We start from the raw sequence: 19,180 nt of genomic DNA, 5'->3' as shown, positions 1-19,180 counted from the left end.
ACCGCAATCAGCCTTGATCCGGCTCAATGAGCCCGCGGCCCGCCTCGATCATAGTCGTCTCTTGCGGCCTTGCCGCACAGGAGGGCCATTCGATGACGTCGCCGATCCGCTCCATATTCGACGCGCTCGATCCCGGCGATGCGCTCGGCGAAGTCCTCTTCGGATTGATCATGGCGCTGACATGGACCGTCGGCTCCCGCCTCGTCATGCATGAGGAAGGCATCGAGGTGCGCGATCTCGTCGTCGCGACGCTCGGCTGCAACGCCGCCTGGGCGATCATCGATGCCGTCCTGTTCGTGCTTGGCACCAGTTTCTACAAGAGCCGGCGCCTGCGTCTCTTCCGGCATATCAAGGCCGCCCGCAGCGAGGCGACGGCGCTTGCCGTGCTTGCCGAGGAGTTTCCGATCGAGGACACCCCGTTCTCGGGAAAGACCGCCGATGCCGAAGCTCTCTACCGCTCGCTCCTGGCGCTGACCGCCCGCGCCGAGCCGCGAAAGGCATTGCTGACGAGAAACGATATCCTCGCCGCCACCGGGATCGGCATCCTGGTTTTCGCAACCGCCATCCCCGCCGTCATCCCCTTCTTCCTGATCGCCGACGCCGAACTGGCGCTGCGCGTCAGCAACCTCGTGCTGATCGCGCTGCTCTTCATCACCGGCTATGCATGGGCAAGTTTCTCCGGTGGCAGACCGCTCTATGCCGGGCTCACGATGACCGGTCTGGGCCTCGTGCTCGTGCTGATCGCCGTCGCGCTCGGCGGCTGACGCACACCGCAAAAACACGGCACTCGCGCCTCGATGGTGTGTCACCCTTGCATCATTCTCTGCAAAGTAGAAAAGATCCGGTTGGCAAGACCGGATTTGTCCGGTACAAAATCTCCATCGCTGCAGATCAAACAGAGGAGGCGTTGCATGACATCAGTATTCATCGAAACCCTCCCGTCCGGAATGATCCGACACTAGGTCATTCCAATTCGCGGTCCGCCCAGGGCACGCGGCAAGCGGTTTTAACGTCTTTCACAGCGCCACCGATCTGCCGGGGTTATTTCGTCTCCCGTTCCGGCTGTGTCTATTAACTCTCGATTTTGGGGCCGGCTGCCCTCGATATGGCGCCGGACTGGTTAAAATGACTCGCAAGAAGCTCGACTTCCGTGCCGATGCTTATCGCAACGTGCTCGGCTTTGTTTTTCGTCAATGGACGCATCGCCCTGCCCTGGTCGGCAGCATTATCCTGCTGGTCATCGCCAGCACGCTCGCCGAAGTCCTGGTCCCGGTCTTCTCCGGCCGGATCGTCGATGCGATCGCCGGCGGCAACGCGGCCGATGGCGCAATCCGCGCCTTCGTCGTCGTCGCGGCGCTCGGCCTCACCAGCGTCGTGCTGCGCTGGTTCATCTTCAACGGCATCATTTGGCTGACGCTGCGCATCATGGCCGATGTCGCCAACAGCGGCTTCCACAAGGTGCAGCGTTTCTCGACCGACTGGCATGCCAACAGTTTTGCCGGCTCGACGGTGCGCAAGATCACCCGCGGCATGTGGGCGCTCGACGCGCTGAACGACCTGTTGCTGGTCGCGCTCCTGCCGTCGGTCGTCATGCTTGCCGGCGCCAGCATCGTGCTCGGCAGCTACTGGCCGGTCATGGGGCTCATCGTGGCGGCGGGATCGTTGATCTATATCGGCGTCACCGTCGTGCTCTCGATGGGCTACGTCTCGCCTGCTGCCAAGCTCGCCAATGCCTGGGATACCAAGCTCGGTGGCGCGCTTGCCGATGCGATCAGCTGCAACTCGGTGGTCAAGGCCTTCGGCGCCGAAGACCGCGAGGAAGAGCGCCTGAGCCACGTTCTCGCCAAATGGGACAGCCGCACGCGGCGGACCTGGCGGCGCGGCACGCTGAACGGCACGATCCAGGGCTTCATGATGGTCTCGATGCAGGCAGGCATCCTCGGCACCGGCCTCATCATGTGGCAGAAGGGCCTGGCGACGCCGGGCGACATCACCTTCGTGCTGGCGATGTTCTTCGTGCTGCAGGGATATCTGCGCTCGGTCGGGCAGGATATCCGTAACCTGCAGCGCGCCGTCAACGACATGGAAGAGCTGGTGCTGCTCGACAAGACGCCGCTCGGCATCGAGGACAGGCCGGGCGCCAGGGCGATCGCCATCGGCAAGGGCGAGATCATCTTCGATCGCGTCACCTTCCAGTATGGCGCCCATCCGACGCCGCTCTATGACGACTTTTCCGTCGCCATCAAGCCCGGCGAACGCGTCGGTCTGGTCGGTCATTCGGGCTCGGGCAAGACGACCTTCGTCAAGCTCGTCCAGCGCCTCTATGACGTCAATTCCGGTTCGATCCGGATCGACGGGCAGGATATCGCCAAGGTGACGCAGTCGAGCCTGCGCGGCCAGATCGCCATCGTCCAGCAGGAACCGATCCTGTTCCACCGGACGCTGGCCGAAAACATCGCCTATGGCCGGCCGGAGGCATCGAGACGCGAGATCGAGGACGCCGCGAGACAGGCAAGCGCCCATCACTTCATCATGAGCCTTCCTAAGGGCTATGAGACGATGGTGGGCGAGCGCGGCGTCAAGCTGTCGGGCGGCGAGCGCCAGCGCGTCGCCATCGCCCGCGCCTTCCTTGCGGATGCGCCCGTGCTGATCCTCGACGAGGCGACGTCCAGCCTCGACAGCGAGAGCGAAGTGCAGATCCAGCAGGCGATGGAACGCCTGATGGAGGGACGCACGACGCTGGTGATCGCCCACCGCCTGTCGACCGTCAGGGCACTCGACCGCCTGCTGGTCTTCGACAAGGGCAGGATCGTCGAGGAAGGCGACCACCAGTCGCTCGTCCGCCTCAACAACGGCATCTACCGCCGGCTGTTCGAGCGGCAGGCGCTGGAGCTCACCAAGGGCCTGGTGGCATAAACCCGAAGCACCGGAGCATAAGCCTCCGGTGCTTCGACCCCTCAGGATTTCCGCGTTAGACCCAGGACATCCTGCATGTCGTATTCGCCCGGCGCTCGCCCCATGACCCAGCGGGCGGCAGCCAGTGCGCCGCGGGCGAACATGCCGCGGTCGAGCGCCGAATGCGACAGCGTCAGCACTTCCTCTCCGGCTGCAAACATGACGCTGTGCTCGCCGACAATGCCGCCGCCGCGGATCACCGAAAAGCCGATTTCACCGGCCGGGCGCTCGCCGGTCATGCCGTCGCGGCTGCGCCGCTCGACGGATGAGAGCGCCACACCGCGGCCACCGGCGGCGGCTTCGCCGAGCATCAGCGCCGTGCCGGATGGCGCATCGACCTTGCGGCGGTGATGGGCCTCGAGGATTTCGATGTCCCAGGTTTCAGCGGGCAATGTGCCCGCGACCTGCGCGACGAGGCCGACCAGCATGTTGACGCCGATCGAGAAATTGCCGGAGCGGACGATCGCGACCTTACTGGCCGCCCTGTTGATCCGTTCAAGCTCATCCGCCTCGAAGCCCGTTGCACCGATCACCAGCGCCGGTCCGTTTCTCTCCGCGCAAAGTTCGGCCAGTTCGGCCGCCGCGGATGCCGTGGAGAAATCGAGGATCACTTCGGCCGTCTCGATGGCCACGGAGCGATCGACAAGCCCGTCGCCGCCGGTCCGGCCGATGCTGCAGACGTGGGTGAAGGCAGGATCATCTGCAAGCGCGGAAAGAATGGCGCGGCCCATATGACCCCGGGCGCCGCTGACGGCAATTTTGACAGGCAAGGTCACGGGCATCTCCATCCGCATAGGGGTCAACCGAAGCGCCGTGCGCTTCGAACCCTGCGATATGGCAAAACGGCAGCCTTGCCTACCGTCACGATGAAGACGGTTGGTGCAAGCGCCCGGCCCGCCGCGCGGACCGGGCGCTCTGATCGCTTACCACTTCACGCGGATACCGGCAGTGCCGCTCAGCGCATAGCTGCTGCCGACGTTCTCGAGTGAGGACCGGGCGGTCGCTTCGCCGTAGACGGAGGTGCGCTCGTCGTTCCAGCTATAGGAACCGCCGAGCGTCACACCGGCCGAGAGCCGGTCGTTTTCTGTCTTGAAGCGCAGGCCCGCGACATCGACCGCCGTTCCCTGCAGGAACTCGTAGTAGAGGTTTGCAGAGCCGTAGAGCTTGGCATGAACCGTCTTGCCGTCGGCCTTCTGCCAGCTCTCGTCACGATCGAAGGCAATACCGGCGCGGCCGTTCAGGCTGTCGCCGCGATCGAGCGAAACCGGCGCGCCGAAGGCATCATGGAAATCGTCGAAATCGATCGACGAATAGATGAGCTGCGCCTGCGGCGTAATCGACCACGAACCGGCCGAGGCAAAGCGGCGCCCCGCCTCGATGCTGAGCGTCGATCCGAAGCCGCTATTGCCGCCCTTCAGGTCGGCATTGGTGAGATCGGATTTCAGCGTCGTGTCGTAGAGGGTGAACTGCCCCTGCGCATCGGCATAGAAGCCATCCGCGCCATACCAGGTGAGCGTCGCGCCGACACCCTGGCCCATCGTCTCGATCTTGCCGTCGCCGTAGATCGAGCTGACATCGCCGGTGATCGTGCCGAAATGCGCCGTCAGCCCGCCAATCAGCAGGCCCTTGCCGCTCTGGTAGAGCTCGCCATCGACGCCGCCTTCGGCCTTCCAGAGATCGTAATCATAGGTGGCGCCGCTGGTGCTGGAAGCGGGATCGACGCGGCCATACATGCCCTCGGTGCGCATCCACACGCCATCCGGCCCGTTTGCGGCGACCGGATCGCTGCCGGTCTCCCAGTAGCGGTCGCCGACGCGCTGCTGCAGCGTGCCGATGGCGTTCAGCTGCTGCAGCATCTGCGGATAGACCTCGTAGATCGGCACGCCCGCCTGATAGAGCGGCGCCGTCGATGTCGCAATCAGCACCGAGCGCAGATACCAGTCGCCATCGGCAGGCGTCGCGATGCCGTTCTGATAGAGCCGGTAGGCATAGGCGCCACCGACGACGGCCTGATCGCCGTTATAGACATAGTCCCCCTGCAGCGAGAAGGTGCCCGCCGACGTGCCGCCGACATCGATGATCTTGATGCCCTCGACCGTCTGCGCCCCGGCACCTCCGGCATTCGTCACCCGCACGGTGGTCGTCCCCGCCGTATTGCCCGTCACCACGAGCTGGCTGGTCGCCGACGTATCGCCGCCGAGCACCGACTGGATATCGAGCACGCCGTTATTGCCGGTATAGTCGCCCGAGATCGTCAGTGCGCCCGTGGCGCCGCTCCCCGCCACGATGGCCCCCGAATTCGTCACATTGCCGAAGATCGTGCCGCTGCCGCCAAGCGTCGCAAGGTTGGTGATGTCGCCGGTGACGCTGTCGGTCGCGTCGTCGCCGATCAGCAGCGTGCCGTCGGAGACGGTCCAATCCGTCGTGGCCGTGCCGACGCCGTCGAGCAGCCAGGTGCCGGTACCGGTTTTCTCGAAGATATCGAAATTCCGATACTGCGCGGCCACGCCGATCGAGGCGATGTCGAACGTATCCGTGCCCGCGCCGCCGATGCGCAGCGTATCATCGAGCGTCGCGTTGCCGATGACGTTGCCGTTGATGGTGGAACCGGCCTGGAGCTCCAGGGTGAAATTGGATGTTGCATTCGACATGACGATCGCGTCCGTCATGCCGCTACCGGCACTGATCGTGCCGCTATTGACGATGGTGGCGTCCGCCATCTGTACGGAGATGGCGTAGGCATTGCTGCCGCCCTCGATCGTGCCCGTACTGTTGTTGATCAGCGTCCCGTTGGCCCGGAGCTGCACGCCCTCACCGGTGAAGACGCCTCCATTGACACCGTCGCCGCCGCGGATGGTGCCATTGTTGGTCAGCGTGCTGAGGGCGCCTGCCGGACCGCCGACGAACACGCCGAGTGCGCCATTGCCCGTGGCGCTGCTTCCGCCCTGGATGAGCCCGTTATTGGTGACATTGGTACCGCGCTGCGCCTGGATAGCGAAGCCGCCGCTCCCGGCGCCGGAATTGGAGCCGCCGGTCACCGTGCCGTTGTTGACGAACGTCGTCCCGTTCAGGTTTGCGCCGGCGCTCGTTGTGGACGAGCCGTCGGGTCCGCCCGTTATCGAGCCGTTGTTGACCAGAGACGAGGGACCGGTGTTGCTGATGACGATACCGCGTTCGGCCGTCGCACCTGCAATCGATCCCTCGATCGTCAGCGTCTGCCCACCGGTGTTGGTGAACTGAAGATTGCCGATAGCAAAACCTTGAGTATCGATGGTGATCGGCTTCGTCGGCGTCGGCAATATTGAGCCGGTTGTCGAGAACCCCGCCGTCAGCTTGATCGTCGCCGTGGCGTCGCCATCGGCATTCGCCGTGTTGATCGCATTACGCAGTTCAGTATCGTTGCTGACCAGATACTCGGCCCCGAGGGCCGGGGATGCCAGACAGCTGCCGAGCAGCAACGCGGCCAAGCTTACGCCTGCGAGAAGAGTCTGCTTTTCGAAAAACCTGATGCCGGGGTGGCGCTCACGAATATCTCCATAAAGTTGATTCTAATATGAACAATTACACGTCTTGAATACGCTCCCCCTGCCCGCGTTCGGCCGATCCGGCAAGCAACCATTAGGTTGCAAAGCGACAAACATTTTCCAAAAAACGACAGAATGTTGCGGCGCAGCAACAGAGTTTTCGACTATTAAACTTTTGTAAATCAATATGTTAAGACATTGGTAATCTTCCGAACTATATTAGAAAAGCCACATGTCGCATCCAAGCGCCGGAAGGCGCCGCCGCCACCACACGCAGCAAGGACCGGACGGCATGAAGTGCACCGATTGGTTGAAGCCGGCGACGCTCCGAGGGTCACAGTCGCGGGGCCTGAAAATCGGCTGACATCGCCGCCTGCTCCGTCGCTCCCGGCAAAGCGCAAGGCAGCCATGCGGCCCATCCCCTTGACTTTCGGCGCGAACTAGACCAAATGCAGCCCAGCTTTCACCTTCCGGCCGCCGCGTGAGCGTGCCCCTGCCAGCAAATAGGAGCAGGAAGAAGGGCAAAAGCGCATTTCGTAGAGACCGCATCCCAAGACGCGGCAGAAGCGCTGGAAAGCTTTTTCCAACAAGACAAGTTCCCACTTCACGCGGGGTTCTTGACGCCAGAACGACACCGGGCCGCATTCCGCGCTCCGGCGATTTGGTTTTGGCGCGCCCTGAAAAGGTTATGACTTGACCAATTTTGAATCGCTTGGTGTCTCCAAGCCGGTTGTCGCCACTCTTTTCCAGCTCGGCATCGAAACGCCGACCCCCATCCAGGAAAAGGCAATTCCGCTTCTCATCCAGGGCCGCGACCTGATCGGCCTCGCGCAGACCGGCACCGGCAAGACGGCCGCTTTCGGCCTGCCGCTCATCGAGAAGCTCATCCATGAAGAACGCCGCCCGGATAACCGCACCACCCGCACGCTGATCCTGGCGCCGACCCGCGAACTGGTGAACCAGATCGCCGTCAACCTGAAGAACTTCCTGCGCAAGTCGCATCTGCGCATTAACGTCGTCGTCGGCGGCGTGTCGATTAACAAGCAGCAGCTGCAGCTCGAAAAGGGCACCGACATTCTGGTCGCCACCCCCGGCCGCCTACTCGATCTCGTCGCCCGCCGCGCCATCGGCCTCACCGCCGTGCGCTACCTGGTGCTCGATGAAGCCGACCAGATGCTCGACCTCGGCTTCGTCCACGATCTGCGCAAGATCGCCAAGATGGTGCCGAAGAAGCGCCAGACCATGCTGTTTTCGGCCACCATGCCGAAGTCGATCGCCGATCTCGCTGCCGACTACCTGACCGATCCGGTTACCGTCGAAGTGACACCTCCGGGCAAGGCTGCCGACAAGGTCGAGCAGTATGTCCACTTCGTCAACGGCAAGAACGACAAGACCGATCTCCTGAAGAAGTCGCTGACGCAGAACCCCGATGGCCGCGCCATCGTCTTCCTGCGCACCAAGCACGGCGCCGAGAAGCTGATGAAGCATCTCGATTCCGTCGGCTACTCGGTCGCCTCGATCCACGGCAACAAGAGCCAGGGCCAGCGCGAGCGCGCCCTCAAGGCCTTCAAGGACGGCGATATCAAGACGCTGATCGCCACCGACGTTGCCGCCCGCGGCATCGACATCCCGGCTGTCAGCCACGTCTATAACTACGACCTGCCGGAAGTTGCCGAAGCCTATGTCCACCGCATCGGCCGTACGGCCCGCGCCGGCCGTGACGGCATCGCGATCGCCTTCTGCGCGCCGGATGAAGCCCGCCTGCTCCGCGACATCGAGAAGCTGATGAACATCAGCATCGCCGTTGCCAGCGGCGAAGCTCCGGCCGACATGCGCGCTGCCCCGCGCCGTGGAAACGGCAACGGCAATGGCAACAACCGCAATCGCGGCGGCGAGCGCCGTGGTGGTGGTGAGGGCCGTTCCGGCGAAGGCCGCAGCGAAAACCGTAACGGCGGCGAAGGCCGCGGCAACCGTCCGCAGCGTCCGCGCCGCGAAGGTGAAGGCGGCGAAGTCCGCGCCGGTGGCGAGGAGCGCCGCGAGCGCCGTCCCCGTCCCGAGCGCCAGAAGCAGCGCAACGAGGACTTCCGCGGCCAGCGCCGTGGCGAAGCGACCCCGGATGCCGGCCCCGACAACGATCTCGCATCGACCTCGGATTTCCGCACGGCCAAGAAGCCGCAGCGCCCGAACCATGCCGGTGGCGAAAACCACAATCGCCATCACCCCGGCGCTGCCCGCAACGGCAACGGCCGTCCCGGCCGCAAGCATGGCGAGGGCCAGCAGGCCCATGGCGAGCGCAAGGACGGCTCCGGCGGCATGCGCCGTAAGGGTCCCCGCAATGGTGGCGGCCAGCGCCGCGAACAGGCCTGAGACAGGTCTGAACACTGAATTCAGAAAGAGGCCGGTATCATCCGGCCTCTTTTTGTTTTAGAACCACGGTGACGGAATACTTCCGGACCGACGGCCTTGAACAGCCGCGGCCCGGCAGCCATATGCGAACGAAATTGCAATCTGCATTGCGAGACGCCGGGGTCTATCGTCGATCAGAGCAGATTTGTTTGAAAGCCAGCGTCTGAGAGGCGGCTGGAGACGATTACGTGCATTTCATTTCAAGCTCCCATTGATCAAGAGAGACTGCCCGTGCCATTGCCTCAAAATTCCAGCGCCAAGCGCTTCCAGCTGATTCTGATCAAGCCGTCGCATTACGACGACGATGGCTACGTGATCCGCTGGTGGCGGGCGATGATCCCGTCCAATTCGCTGGCAGCACTCTATGGTATCGCCGCCGATTGCGCCGAACGCGAAGTGCTCGGCCCCGGTGTCGGCATCGATATCAAGGTGATCGACGAGACCAATACCCGCGTCAACATTCCCGAGCTTCTGGCGCAGCTTGCCCGGCACGGCAATTTCGGCATGGTCGGCCTGATCGGCGTGCAGTCGAACCAGTATCCCCGTGCGCTGGATATCGCCCGCCCCTTCCGCGCCGCAAACATTCCGGTGTCGATGGGCGGCTTCCATGTCTCCGGCTGCCTGTCGATGCTCGATGGCAAGGCAGTCGAACTCGATGCCTGCCGCGAGATGGGCATCTCGATGTTCGCCGGCGAAGCCGAGGGACGGCTGGACAAGGTGCTGCAGGATGCCGCCTACGGCCAGCTCGAGCCCGTCTACAATTTCATGAACGACCTGCCGGGCATCGGCGGTACGCCTGTGCCCTTCCTGCGCAAGGAAAACATCCAGCATACGCTCGGCCTCTCCAGCAGCTTCGATGCCGGCCGCGGCTGCCCCTACCAGTGTTCCTTCTGCACCATCATCAACGTCCAGGGCCGCAAGTCGCGCTTCCGTTCCGCCGATGACATCGAGAAGCTGGTGCGGATGAACTGGGCGCAGGGCATCCACAAGTTCTTCATCACCGACGACAACTTCGCCCGCAACCGCGACTGGGAAGCGATTTTCGACCGGCTGATCGAACTCAGGGAAAAGGACGGCATTCCGCTCGGCCTGATGATCCAGGTCGATACGCTCTGCCACAAGATCCCGAACTTCATCGAGAAATCGAAGCGCGCCGGCGTCACCCGCGTCTTCATCGGCCTCGAAAACGTCAATCCGGACAATCTGACGGCCGCCAAGAAGAACCAGAACAAGATCACCGAATATCGCAAGATGCTGCTCGCCTGGAAGGCGCAGGGCATCATGACGCTTGCCGGCTATATCCTCGGCTTCCCGGCCGATACACCGGAGAGCATCCGCCGCGACATCCAGATCATCCAGCACGAGCTCCCCCTCGATGTCATCGAGTTTTTCGTGCTCACCCCGCTGCCCGGCTCCGAGGATCACCAGACGCTCTGGCGCAAGGGCGTCGAAATGGAGAAGGACCTCAACGTCTACGACGTCGAGCATGTCTGCACCGCGCATGAAAAGATGAGCCGCGAAGAGTGGGAAAGCGTCTATCGCGAGGCCTGGTCGCTCTATTATTCGCCCGAGCACGTGAAGACGCTGCTGCGCCGCGCTGTGGCGACCGGCGTTCCGCTCGCCAGCCTCGTCAAGGTGCTGGTCTCGTTCGCCACCACCGTGCCGCTCGAGAACGTCCATCCGCTGCAGAGCGGCCTGCTCCGCCTCAAGCACCCGTCGGAACTGCGCCCGGGGCTGAAGCCGGTTCATCCCCTGCTCTTCTGGCCGCGCTTCGCCTGGGAAACCTTCAGCAAGCACATGAAGCTCGCAAGCGTCATCGTGAAGATGAGCTATGCAGCCTTCAAGATCGCCAGGGATCCGGCCTCGAAGACTTACATGGATCAGGCGCTGACCCCTGTTGGAGAAGACGACGAAGAAAAGCTCGATCTCTTCACCAAGACCGCAGGCGGCACCGCGGCCGTCAACCACGTCCGCAAGATCGCCAAGCTGACGCACACAGCGCCCGCAGCCGAGTGATCAGGCCTCGATCGCCTGAACACTCTTGCGATTCGTCAGATAGACGCCCGTCACGACAACAACCGTGCCGAGGATGAGCGGCAGCGTCAGCGGTTCACCGAAGGCGATGAAGGCCTCGATCGCCACCGTCGGCGGCATCAGATAGATCAGCGACGCCGCCCGCGATACCTGGCCGCGGCGGATCAAATAGAGCAGCAGCCCGATACCGCCCATCGACAGGCCGACGACCGACCAGGCGAGTGCGGCGAAGGCCTCGATGGTGCCGTCGAAATGCAGGTTCTCGAAGGCAAGCGCCAGCGGCACGGTGATGGCGAGCGCGCCGAGATATTGCAGCGTCGCGATCGCCTTCAGGTCGCCGCTGTGCAGATGCTTCTTCTGATAGATCGTGCCGTAGGTGACGGAGGCCATGCCGATCAGGTTGATCGTCAGCGGCACCGCCGCATGCATGAGATCGGCCGTTCCCGGCTCGATAAGCTTCGGCGACACAGCAATGATGATCCCGAGGAAGCCGAGCGCCAGCCCGAGCTTCTGTGCCGGCTGGAGCCGCTCGCCGATCAAGAAAGGCGCGGCCATCGCCGTCAGCAGCGGCTGCATCGCAGCGATGACGCCCGAGATACCGGCCGGCACGCCATTGGCAATCGCCCACCAGATGGCGGCGAGATAGAAGCCGTGCAGGAAGAACCCGGAATAAACAGCCCGCCAGACCGTCGCCCGGTCTGGCCATTTCGCCTTCAGCGCCAGACAGAGCGCCAGGAAAGCCAGCGCCGAGAACGTGTAGCGGATGGCGAGAAACGTGAACGGCTCCGAATGCATCGCCGCATATTTCGCCACGACCCAGCCGGTCGACCAGAGAAGCACGAAGATGGCGGGAGCGAAGCGGTCGAGGGTCATGATGCGGCTCGGGGCAAGAGCGAAAATATCGTTGGCTGATAGCCTCCCCGCCCGGCCGCGTCAAAGGCGAAACGTTGAAGCTAAATTCAAGTTTCGCTGATGCCCGAAAACGAAATGGCCGGGCGATTGCCCGGCCATCTCATTGTGGCTTTCGGTCGGGAGAAGGCCGTCAGCCAATCTTGATGAGCTTGCCTTCCTTGACGGACTGCACGGCAGCGTCGGCCAGCGCCAGCGCCGCGAGGCCATCGGCGCCCGACGGTGTGATCTTGGCGCCCTTCTCGATCGCAGCGATGAAGCTGGCGATCTCATTGGCATAGGCTTCCGTGTAGCGGGTCATGAAGAAGTCGTGCAGCGGCGGGCGGGTATAGCCGTCGCCGTTTGCGACTTCGATCGAAACCGGGCGCTGGTTCTCAGCCGAGACGAGACCCTTCGAGCCATGCACCTCGATGCGCTGGTCGTAGCCGTACGTGGCGCGGCGCGAGTTGGAGATCATCGCCTGCTTGCCGGACTTGGTCTGCAGCAGAACGGAAACGCTGTCATAGTCGCCGGCCTCGCCGATCGCCTTGTCGACGAGAACGGCAGCCGTTGCGAAGACCGAGACCGGCTCTTCGCCGAGCAGGAAGCGCGCCATGTCGAAGTCATGGATGGTCATGTCGCGGAAGATGCCGCCGGAACGCTTGATGTAATCGACAGGCGGAGCGCCCGGATCGCGCGAGGTGATCGTCACCATCTCGACATCGCCGATGCGGCCGTCGTCGATCGTTTTGCGCACGGCCATGAAATGCGGGTCGAAGCGGCGGTTGAAGCCGACCATCAGCTTGGCATTGGTTTCGTTGACGACCTTGATGCAGGCGCGGACGCGGTCGACGTCGAGATCGACGGGCTTCTCGCAGAAGATCGCCTTGCCGGCGCGCGCAAAGCGCTCGATCAGGTCGGCATGCGTATCGGTCGGCGTGCAGATGACGACGGCGTCGATATCCTTCGCGGCCTCGATCGCCTCGATCGTGCGCACTTCGCAGCCATAGGCGGACGCGATCGCATCGGCCGCCTGCGGGAATGCATCGGCAACGGCAACGAGCTTGGCGTTGGCATCGCCGGTCACCGCCTTGGCGTGAACCTTGCCGATACGGCCGGCGCCGAGAAGACCAAATCTGACAGTCATGAGAACCTCCCTAGGATTCGGAACAAATGGACCGAATTGCAATATTTCTGGAATTTTCATTCCATTTTCTACGCGAGCCGTCAAGCCCGCCACTCTTTCACATTTGTGAAATCCATCCTAAAGACAAGTGATGGAAATATGACCGGAGCACTTATGCAGCTGATCGACCCGAGCCACCCCGCCTACCGCAATGCCTGGGTACGCGCACTTATCGTTGCCGTTTGCCTTGGCTGGGCAGTGCTCGAATTTTTCGGCGGCGATCCCTTCTGGGGCGTGCTGTCGGGTGCCGCAGGCGTCTACGCCTTCTATATGCTGTTCTGGACCTTCAAGCCGCAGCAACCTGCCGAAGAAAAGCCGGCCGCCACCGAGCATGCCGAAGAAGACAAGGATCCGGAGTGATCAGCGGCTGAGACGCCGCACCGCTTCATCGATCAGAAGATTCGCCAAAGTCATGCGCCGCGTCGCGTTGTCGCGGAATTGCGGTGCCACGCGGTCGGGATGATTGAGCTTGGCAAAGGCGCGGCGCTTCTCTCCGAGCGACTGCACGGTATCCGCCGCCGAGATCGCCAGCTCCGCCGCAATGTCGGCCGGCGCGGTGCGCGACAGATGTTCGGGCATGACGGGTTCCGGCTCTGGCTCCAGTACAGGTTCTGGCTCCGGCTCGACGACGGCGGCTTCAGGCGCCGGTGGCGGCGCCTCGAATTCCAGATTGTCGAAATAGGCCTGCCCCGGCTTCTGCCCGGCAGCCGACACCCCTTCCATCACGTCGAAGGCAAGGCCGGTCGAGAAACCATGGACGCGATGAACCGCGGGCTGATCGCCCGCCTCGTCGTCATCCCCGCCCTCTTCCGCCTTCAGCCGTTCCAGAACCGACTGGAACACCGATTGTCCGAACAGCATGCTGCCTTCCCGTTTCGAAGGCGCGCAGTTTCCGATGCCAAGATGGCGCCGGGCTTGCGGCTAAGCGGAAACCGCCAGCGCCTCCTCCAGGATCAGGTCGTAGAGCAGCCGCGCGCTCGGCGGCATCGCCCGCTCTCGGGCGGTGATCAGGCTGTAGGGCTTGACGTTGATCTCGAATTCCGTCGGCAGCATGCGGACATCCGACGCCTCCGAGCTCTGGCTCGACAGGAATTGCGCCACATCGACGGCAACAGGCGCGATCGCATCCGTCTTGCAGATGATCGCGCAGGTCAAAAGCAGCGACGAGGTGTTGACGATATTGCCGGGCACCGGAACGCCGGCGCCGAGGAAGATGTCCTCGACCGTGCGGCGCAGCAGCGTACCCGGCGGCTGGAACACCCAGTCGTAGTCGCGCAGATCGGAAAGGCTGCTCGGTCCGCCCTTGAGTAGCGGGTGGCCGCTTCGCACGATGAGACAGGCCTTCTCGACGCCGATCTCCCGCACTTCGAAAAGCCGCGGATTGAGATCGTCGGGGATGCGGCTGATGATGAAGTCGTGCCGGGCCGCCAGTAGCTCCCGCGCCAGCACGTTGCTGGTCTCTACCTGGATGTTGACCTCGATGCCGGGGAAGCTCTTGCGCACCTTGTCGATCGCCGGAACGACGAGGCTCATGGCCGGCGCCGTCACCGCGCCGATGAACACCGAACCGCCTTTGCCGCTCTTCAATTCGGCGATCTCGCGGCCGGCTTCGCGCAGCTCCAGAAGGATCTTTCGCGCACGCTTTGCGAGTGCTTCTCCGAAGGTCGTCAGCACCACGCCGCGCGCCACCCGCTCGTATAGCGGCGTCTTCACGATTGATTCCATTTCGGACAGCATTCGCGATGCGGCGGGCTGCGAGATGGCGAGCGTCTCGGCGGCGGCCGAAATCTGGCCGCTATCTTCGATTGCGACAATCATGCGCAGGTGATTCAGCTTCAAACCCGCACGAAGAAAGGCGTCATCGGCAAAATTGTCGCTGTGGATATCGACGTAATCCATCGAAATAGGCTCGGAGATGATCGTCATGGTTGCGGCCTCCCCTCCGCCTTCCATCAAAAGTAATACTTTTTAACGATATACCAAATTTGTTATGCACTTTACCACTTATTCTATTTGACAGTTATAGGATTCCGTACGAGTTTGCCGCCGTGTGCTGGTTGGCACTCAACACGTGTGAGATCGTGGAGGAGACCTACTTCGTTTCTCACCATCTGAAGTAACTATCCAATCTACGGAACCTGCCACAGTTTCGTGGTGGGCGATTTTTCGTCCGCCGATCTATTAACAAGGGAGAGAGAAATGAAATCCATTATCTCATTGATGGCTGCGGCTGCCTTCGGCGTCGCTTCGTTCGTTGTACCGGCAATGGCCGCCGACAAGGGTCTCGTTGGTATCGCAATGCCGACCAAGTCCTCGGCTCGCTGGATCGACGACGGCAACAACATCGTCAAGCAGCTTACGGACGCCGGCTACCAGACCGACCTCCAGTACGCTGACGACGACATTCCGAACCAGCTTTCGCAGATCGAAAACATGGTCACCAAGGGTGCCAAGGTTCTCGTTATCGCTTCGATCGACGGCACGACCCTCTCGGACGTTCTCCAGAAGGCTCACGACGCCGGCATCAAGGTCATCGCTTATGACCGCCTGATCCGCGACTCCGGCAACGTTGACTACTACGCAACGTTCGACAACTTCCAGGTTGGCGTTCTCCAGGCTGGCACGATCGTCGACAAGCTCGGCCTCAAGGACGGCAAGGGCCCGTTCAACATCGAACTCTTCGGCGGTTCGCCGGACGACAACAACGCCTTCTTCTTCTATGACGGCGCAATGTCGGTTCTTCAGCCTTACATCGACTCTGGCAAGCTCGTCGTAAAGTCCGGCCAGACCGGCATGGACAAGGTCGGCACGCTGCGTTGGGACCCGGCAACGGCCCAGGCTCGCATGGACAACCTGCTCTCGGCTAACTACACCGACGCCAAGGTCGACGCTGTTCTGTCGCCTTACGACGGTCTCTCCATCGGCATCATTTCGTCGCTGAAGGGCGTTGGCTACGGCACCCCGGACCAGCCGCTCCCGGTCGTTTCTGGCCAGGACTCGGAAGTTCCGTCGATCAAGTCGATCATCGCTGGCGAGCAGTATTCCTCGATCTTCAAGGATACCCGCGAACTCGCTAAGGTCACCGTTGCCATGGTTGATGCCGTCATGTCCGGCAAGGAGCCGGAAGTTAACGACACCAAGACCTACGACAACGGCGTCAAGGTCGTTCCGTCCTACCTGCTGAAGCCGGTAGCTGTCACCAAGGACAACTACAAGACCGTCCTGATCGACAGCGGTTACTACAAAGAAGACCAGCTGAAGTAATTTCAGAAGTCGGCCGGAACCCGCTTTGTTGCGGGTTCCGGTCTTCGATTCTATGATCGCCTGACGGTTTTCAGGTCACGGCGCTGGATTTTTGACTATGGACAATACAATCCTCGAAATGCGGAACATCACCAAGACGTTCCCGGGTGTCAAAGCGCTCGAGAATGTGAACCTCAAGGTTCGCCAGGGTGAGATCCACGCATTGGTGGGCGAAAACGGGGCCGGCAAGTCGACCCTCATGAAAGTTCTCTCCGGCGTTTACCCGGCCGGAAGCTACGACGGCGAGATCGTCTACGAAGGCGACGTCCGCAACTTCAAGGTCCTGAAGGACTCCGAAGAGATCGGCATCGTCATCATCCATCAGGAGCTGGCCCTCGTGCCCCTGCTCTCGATCGGCGAAAACATCTTCCTCGGCAACGAGAACGCCAAGAACGGCGTCATCAGCTGGCAGGAAACCTTCAATCGCACGCGCCAGCTGCTCGCCAAGGTGGGCCTGCGCGAATCCCCTGATACGCTGGTCACCGACATCGGCGTCGGCAAGCAGCAGCTCGTCGAAATCGCCAAGGCGCTGTCGAAGAGCGTCAAGCTGCTCATCCTCGACGAGCCGACCGCATCGCTGAACGAAAGCGACTCCGACGCGCTTCTCAATCTGCTGATCGAGTTCCGCAATCAGGGCATCACCTCGATCATCATTTCGCACAAGCTGAACGAGATCCGCAAAGTCGCCGACCAGATCACGGTCCTGCGCGACGGCATGACCGTCAAGACGCTCGACTGTCACGCGGACGAGATCAGCGAAGACATCATCATCCGCAACATGGTGGGCCGCGATCTCGAAGACCGCTATCCGCCGCGCTCGGTGCCGATCGGCGAAACCATTCTCGAAGTGAAGAACTGGAACGCCTATCACCAGCATCACCGCGACCGCCAGGTGCTGCACGACATCAACGTCACCGTCCGCAAGGGCGAAGTCGTCGGCATCGCCGGCCTGATGGGTGCCGGCCGTACCGAGTTCGCCATGAGCGTCTTCGGCAAGGCCTACGGCCACAAGATCACCGGCGACGTGCTGATGCACGGCAAGTCTGTCGATGTCAGCACCGTCCGCAAGGCGATCGATGCCGGCCTCGCCTACGTTACCGAGGACCGCAAGCATCTCGGCCTGGTGCTGAACGACAGCATCCTGCACAACACCTCGCTTGCCAATCTCGCAGGCATCTCCAACAACACGATCATCGACGACATCAAGGAAAGCAGGGTCGCGACCGATTACCGGTCGAAGCTGCGCATCCGCTCGTCGGGCATCTTCCAGGAAACGGTCAACCTCTCGGGCGGCAACCAGCAGAAGGTTGTCCTCTCCAAGTGGCTGTTCTCCGATCCCGATGTTTTGATCCTGGACGAGCCGACCCGCGGTATCGACGTGGGTGCGAAATATGAAATCTATACTATCATCAACCAGCTTGCCGCCGACGGCAAAGGCGTTCTGATGATCTCATCGGAAATGCCCGAGCTTCTCGGTACGTGCGACCGCATCTACGTCATGAACGAAGGACGGATCGTCGCGGAACTGCCGAAGGGAGAAGCGAGCCAGGAAACCATCATGCGCGCTATCATGCGCTCAGGGAGAAGAAACAATGACTCCGGTCAACCCAACAACCGAGGAAAGCAACGTCGTTTCCGTTGTTGACTACATCCGTAGCAACATCCGCGAATACGGCATGCTGATCGCGCTCGTCGCCATCATGCTGTTCTTTCAGATCTATACCGGCGGCATCCTGTTCCGCCCGGTCAATCTGACCAACCTCGTTCTCCAGAACTCGTTCATCGTCATCATGGCGCTCGGCATGCTGCTGGTCATCGTGGCGGGCCACATCGACCTGTCGGTCGGCTCGATCGTCGCCCTTGTCGGCGCGATAGCGGCGATCCTGACGGTGTCGCTCGGGGTGAACTTCTGGCTGGCCGGCGTGATCTGTATCCTCGTCGGCGCGCTGATCGGCGCGGCACAGGGCTACTTCATTGCCTATCACCGCATCCCGTCCTTCATCGTGACGCTTGCGGGCATGCTCGTCTTCCGCGGCCTGACGCTGACGGTTCTCGGCGGCAAGAACATCGGCCCCTTCCCCAAGGAATTCCAGGTCATCAGCACCGGCTTCCTGCCGGGCGACATGATCGACATCGCCGGCATCCCGGTCCAGTCGACCTCGCTCGTCCTGACGCTGATCATCCCGGCCGTTCTCTTCTACCTCGCCTGGCGCCGCCGCAAGGTCAATGAAAGCCACGGCATCGATGTCGAGCCCTTCGGCTTCTTCATCGCCCAGAACGCCATCATCACGCTCGCGATCCTCGCGCTCGGCTGGCAGCTGTCGACCTATCGCGGTCTGCCGAACGTTCTCGTCGTCATGCTGGTGCTGATCGCGATCTACACCTTCGTCACCCGCCGCACGACCATCGGCCGCCGCGTTTACGCCATGGGCGGCAACGAGAAGGCCACGAAGCTCTCCGGTATCAACACCGAACGCCTGAGCTTCTACACCTTCGTCAACATGGGTGCGCTTGCAGGTCTCGCCGGCATCATCGTCGCGCTGCGCCTCAACTCGGCAACCCCGAAGGCCGGTGTCGGCTTCGAACTGGACGTTATCGCCGCCTGCTTCATCGGCGGTGCATCGGCTTCCGGCGGCGTCGGCAAGATCACCGGCGCGGTCATCGGCGCCTTCATCATGGGCGTCATGAACAACGGCATGTCGATCATCGGTCTCGGCATCGACTACCAGCAGATGGTCAAGGGCGCAGTCCTTTTGGCCGCCGTCTTCTTCGACGTCTATAACAAGAACAAGGGCTGAGCGCTTCGGCGCCAGCTCCATGCATTCGCATTCGCAGTCATGAAAACGAATAATTCCGGCTCCCTCTGGAGCCGGAGAGGCGGAGC

Annotated in this window: 14 protein-coding genes; 8 read left to right on the top strand and 6 right to left on the bottom strand. The window is 62.2% G+C overall.

What is annotated here, in order from left to right; genetic code table 11:
* Positions 1–92 precede the first annotated feature (92 nt).
* Positions 93–764, top strand: coding sequence for a VIT1/CCC1 transporter family protein (locus F2982_RS15395; protein ID WP_203428352.1), 672 nt, complete (start codon positions 93–95; stop codon positions 762–764).
* Positions 765–1,125: 361 nt separating this feature from the next.
* The gene (locus tag F2982_RS15390; protein ID WP_203428351.1) at positions 1,126–2,916 is read left to right on the top strand and encodes an ABC transporter ATP-binding protein; all 1,791 of its coding nucleotides are present in this window, start codon (positions 1,126–1,128) and stop codon (positions 2,914–2,916) included.
* Positions 2,917–2,957: 41 nt separating this feature from the next.
* Here the strand turns inward: F2982_RS15390 and dapB are convergent, their stop codons facing one another.
* Entirely contained in the window at positions 2,958–3,731 is a 774-nt protein-coding gene (gene dapB, locus F2982_RS15385; protein ID WP_246777460.1) for a 4-hydroxy-tetrahydrodipicolinate reductase, read from the bottom strand.
* 147 nt (positions 3,732–3,878) lie between these two features.
* Positions 3,879–6,422: an autotransporter outer membrane beta-barrel domain-containing protein gene (locus F2982_RS15380; RefSeq protein ID WP_203428349.1), complete on the bottom strand. Its 2,544-nt coding sequence runs from the start codon at positions 6,420–6,422 to the stop codon at positions 3,879–3,881.
* A 750-nt stretch (positions 6,423–7,172) separates the two neighbouring features.
* Between F2982_RS15380 and F2982_RS15375 the strand changes: the two genes are divergently transcribed.
* Positions 7,173–8,846 carry a DEAD/DEAH box helicase gene (locus F2982_RS15375; protein ID WP_203428348.1) on the top strand — a complete coding sequence of 558 codons (1,674 nt, stop codon included), beginning with the start codon at positions 7,173–7,175 and terminating at the stop codon, positions 8,844–8,846.
* Positions 8,847–9,116: 270 nt separating this feature from the next.
* Positions 9,117–10,901 carry a radical SAM protein gene (locus F2982_RS15370; RefSeq protein ID WP_203428347.1) on the top strand — a complete coding sequence of 595 codons (1,785 nt, stop codon included), beginning with the start codon at positions 9,117–9,119 and terminating at the stop codon, positions 10,899–10,901.
* On the opposite strand, the gene F2982_RS15365 is transcribed toward F2982_RS15370, so the two are convergent.
* Both F2982_RS15365 and iolG read right to left on the bottom strand, forming a co-directional pair.
* Positions 10,902–11,792, bottom strand: coding sequence for a DMT family transporter (locus F2982_RS15365; RefSeq protein WP_203428346.1), 891 nt, complete (start codon positions 11,790–11,792; stop codon positions 10,902–10,904).
* A 169-nt stretch (positions 11,793–11,961) separates the two neighbouring features.
* The gene (iolG, locus tag F2982_RS15360) at positions 11,962–12,954 is read right to left on the bottom strand and encodes an inositol 2-dehydrogenase (RefSeq protein ID WP_203428345.1); all 993 of its coding nucleotides are present in this window, start codon (positions 12,952–12,954) and stop codon (positions 11,962–11,964) included.
* A 153-nt stretch (positions 12,955–13,107) separates the two neighbouring features.
* Between iolG and F2982_RS15355 the strand changes: the two genes are divergently transcribed.
* Positions 13,108–13,353, top strand: coding sequence for a hypothetical protein (locus tag F2982_RS15355; RefSeq protein ID WP_203430085.1), 246 nt, complete (start codon positions 13,108–13,110; stop codon positions 13,351–13,353).
* On the opposite strand, the gene F2982_RS15350 is transcribed toward F2982_RS15355, so the two are convergent.
* Both F2982_RS15350 and F2982_RS15345 read right to left on the bottom strand, forming a co-directional pair.
* Positions 13,354–13,854, bottom strand: a complete 501-nt coding sequence (locus tag F2982_RS15350; protein WP_203428344.1) for a hypothetical protein — start codon at positions 13,852–13,854, stop codon at positions 13,354–13,356.
* Between the two features lie 60 nt (positions 13,855–13,914).
* Entirely contained in the window at positions 13,915–14,919 is a 1,005-nt protein-coding gene (locus F2982_RS15345; RefSeq protein ID WP_203428343.1) for a LysR family transcriptional regulator, read from the bottom strand.
* A 273-nt stretch (positions 14,920–15,192) separates the two neighbouring features.
* Here F2982_RS15345 and chvE point away from each other — a divergent pair, with 273 nt between their 5' ends.
* From chvE to mmsB, 3 genes are all read left to right on the top strand, one after another.
* Entirely contained in the window at positions 15,193–16,257 is a 1,065-nt protein-coding gene (gene chvE / locus F2982_RS15340; RefSeq protein WP_112515571.1) for a multiple monosaccharide ABC transporter substrate-binding protein, read from the top strand.
* Positions 16,258–16,354: 97 nt separating this feature from the next.
* Positions 16,355–17,941 (top strand): multiple monosaccharide ABC transporter ATP-binding protein, encoded by a 1,587-nt coding sequence (mmsA, locus tag F2982_RS15335; protein WP_203428342.1) that lies wholly within the window; start codon positions 16,355–16,357, stop codon positions 17,939–17,941.
* Positions 17,889–19,094 carry a multiple monosaccharide ABC transporter permease gene (gene mmsB / locus F2982_RS15330; RefSeq protein WP_112719490.1) on the top strand — a complete coding sequence of 402 codons (1,206 nt, stop codon included), beginning with the start codon at positions 17,889–17,891 and terminating at the stop codon, positions 19,092–19,094. Before mmsA ends, mmsB begins: the two co-directional genes overlap by 53 nt.
* The last annotated feature ends 86 nt before the right edge of the window (positions 19,095–19,180 follow it).

Source organism: Rhizobium sp. BG4, assembly GCF_016864575.1.
Classification (GTDB): Bacteria; Pseudomonadota; Alphaproteobacteria; order Rhizobiales; family Rhizobiaceae; genus Rhizobium.
This window is presented reverse-complemented; position numbering and strand designations above follow the sequence as displayed.